The 786-nt window shown below is 46.6% G+C and carries 1 protein-coding gene; it reads left to right on the plus strand.

Features of this window, described 5'->3' with window-relative positions:
* Window positions 1–773: IS4 family transposase (locus DPF93_RS21095; protein ID WP_114767934.1), on the plus strand; the 773-nt coding region annotated here is incomplete at its 5' end.
* Window positions 774–786: the final 13 nt, after the last annotated feature.

Consider the following 786-nt stretch of genomic DNA (forward strand, 5'->3'; position numbering starts at 1 on the left):
TCGATAAGTTAGAAACTCTGCTCCCAAATGGCTGTACGCCTATTGTTGTCTCTGATGCGGGCTTTAGGAATACATGGTTTCGTCAAGTTGCCAATAAGGGTTGGTTTTGGCTTGGGCGTGTACGCGGTGAGGTCTCAATAAAGTGTGGTGAAGCTCCTTGGCAGTGGAACAAAACTTTCTACCCTCAAGCGACGAACAAGGTCCAGTTTTTAGGTGCAAGCCAGTTCGCAAGACGCTCGCCACTCTTGTGCTTTGCCTACTTATACAAAAGCACTCCCAAAGGTAGAAAAGCACATCGACATAGCCGAACCTGTCAAAAGCACTCTGCGGGGAAAGTGTTCCACAAGGGCGCAAAAGAGCCTTGGCTTCTGGTTACTAACATCCCCAACGATGTACTAAATGGCGTAAAAATAACGCGTTTATACGCCAAAAGGATGCAAATTGAAGAGTCGTTTCGAGATTTGAAAAGCCCTGCTTACGGGTTAGCCCTTCGTCACAATCGGACACGTTGTACTAATCGAATCGACATATTGCTACTTATGGCGTTAATGGCAGAAATTATTATGTGGTGGAATGGCTTAATCGCTATACAAGCGAAATGGCATTATGACTTTCAAGCGAACACCATTAAGCACCGACGCGTACTCTCGATCCCAAGGCTTGGTAAAGAAGTTCGTTGCCATCGAAGGTACCGAATAAGTGAATCACAATATCACTGGGCGATAGTGGAATACCAACGGCTGACACATGCCTGTGGACTGGGAGAATTATGAGGGGATCCGCCAG

It is taken from the genome of Vibrio rhodolitus, assembly GCF_003350325.1.
GTDB lineage: Bacteria > Pseudomonadota > Gammaproteobacteria > Enterobacterales > Vibrionaceae > Vibrio > Vibrio rhodolitus.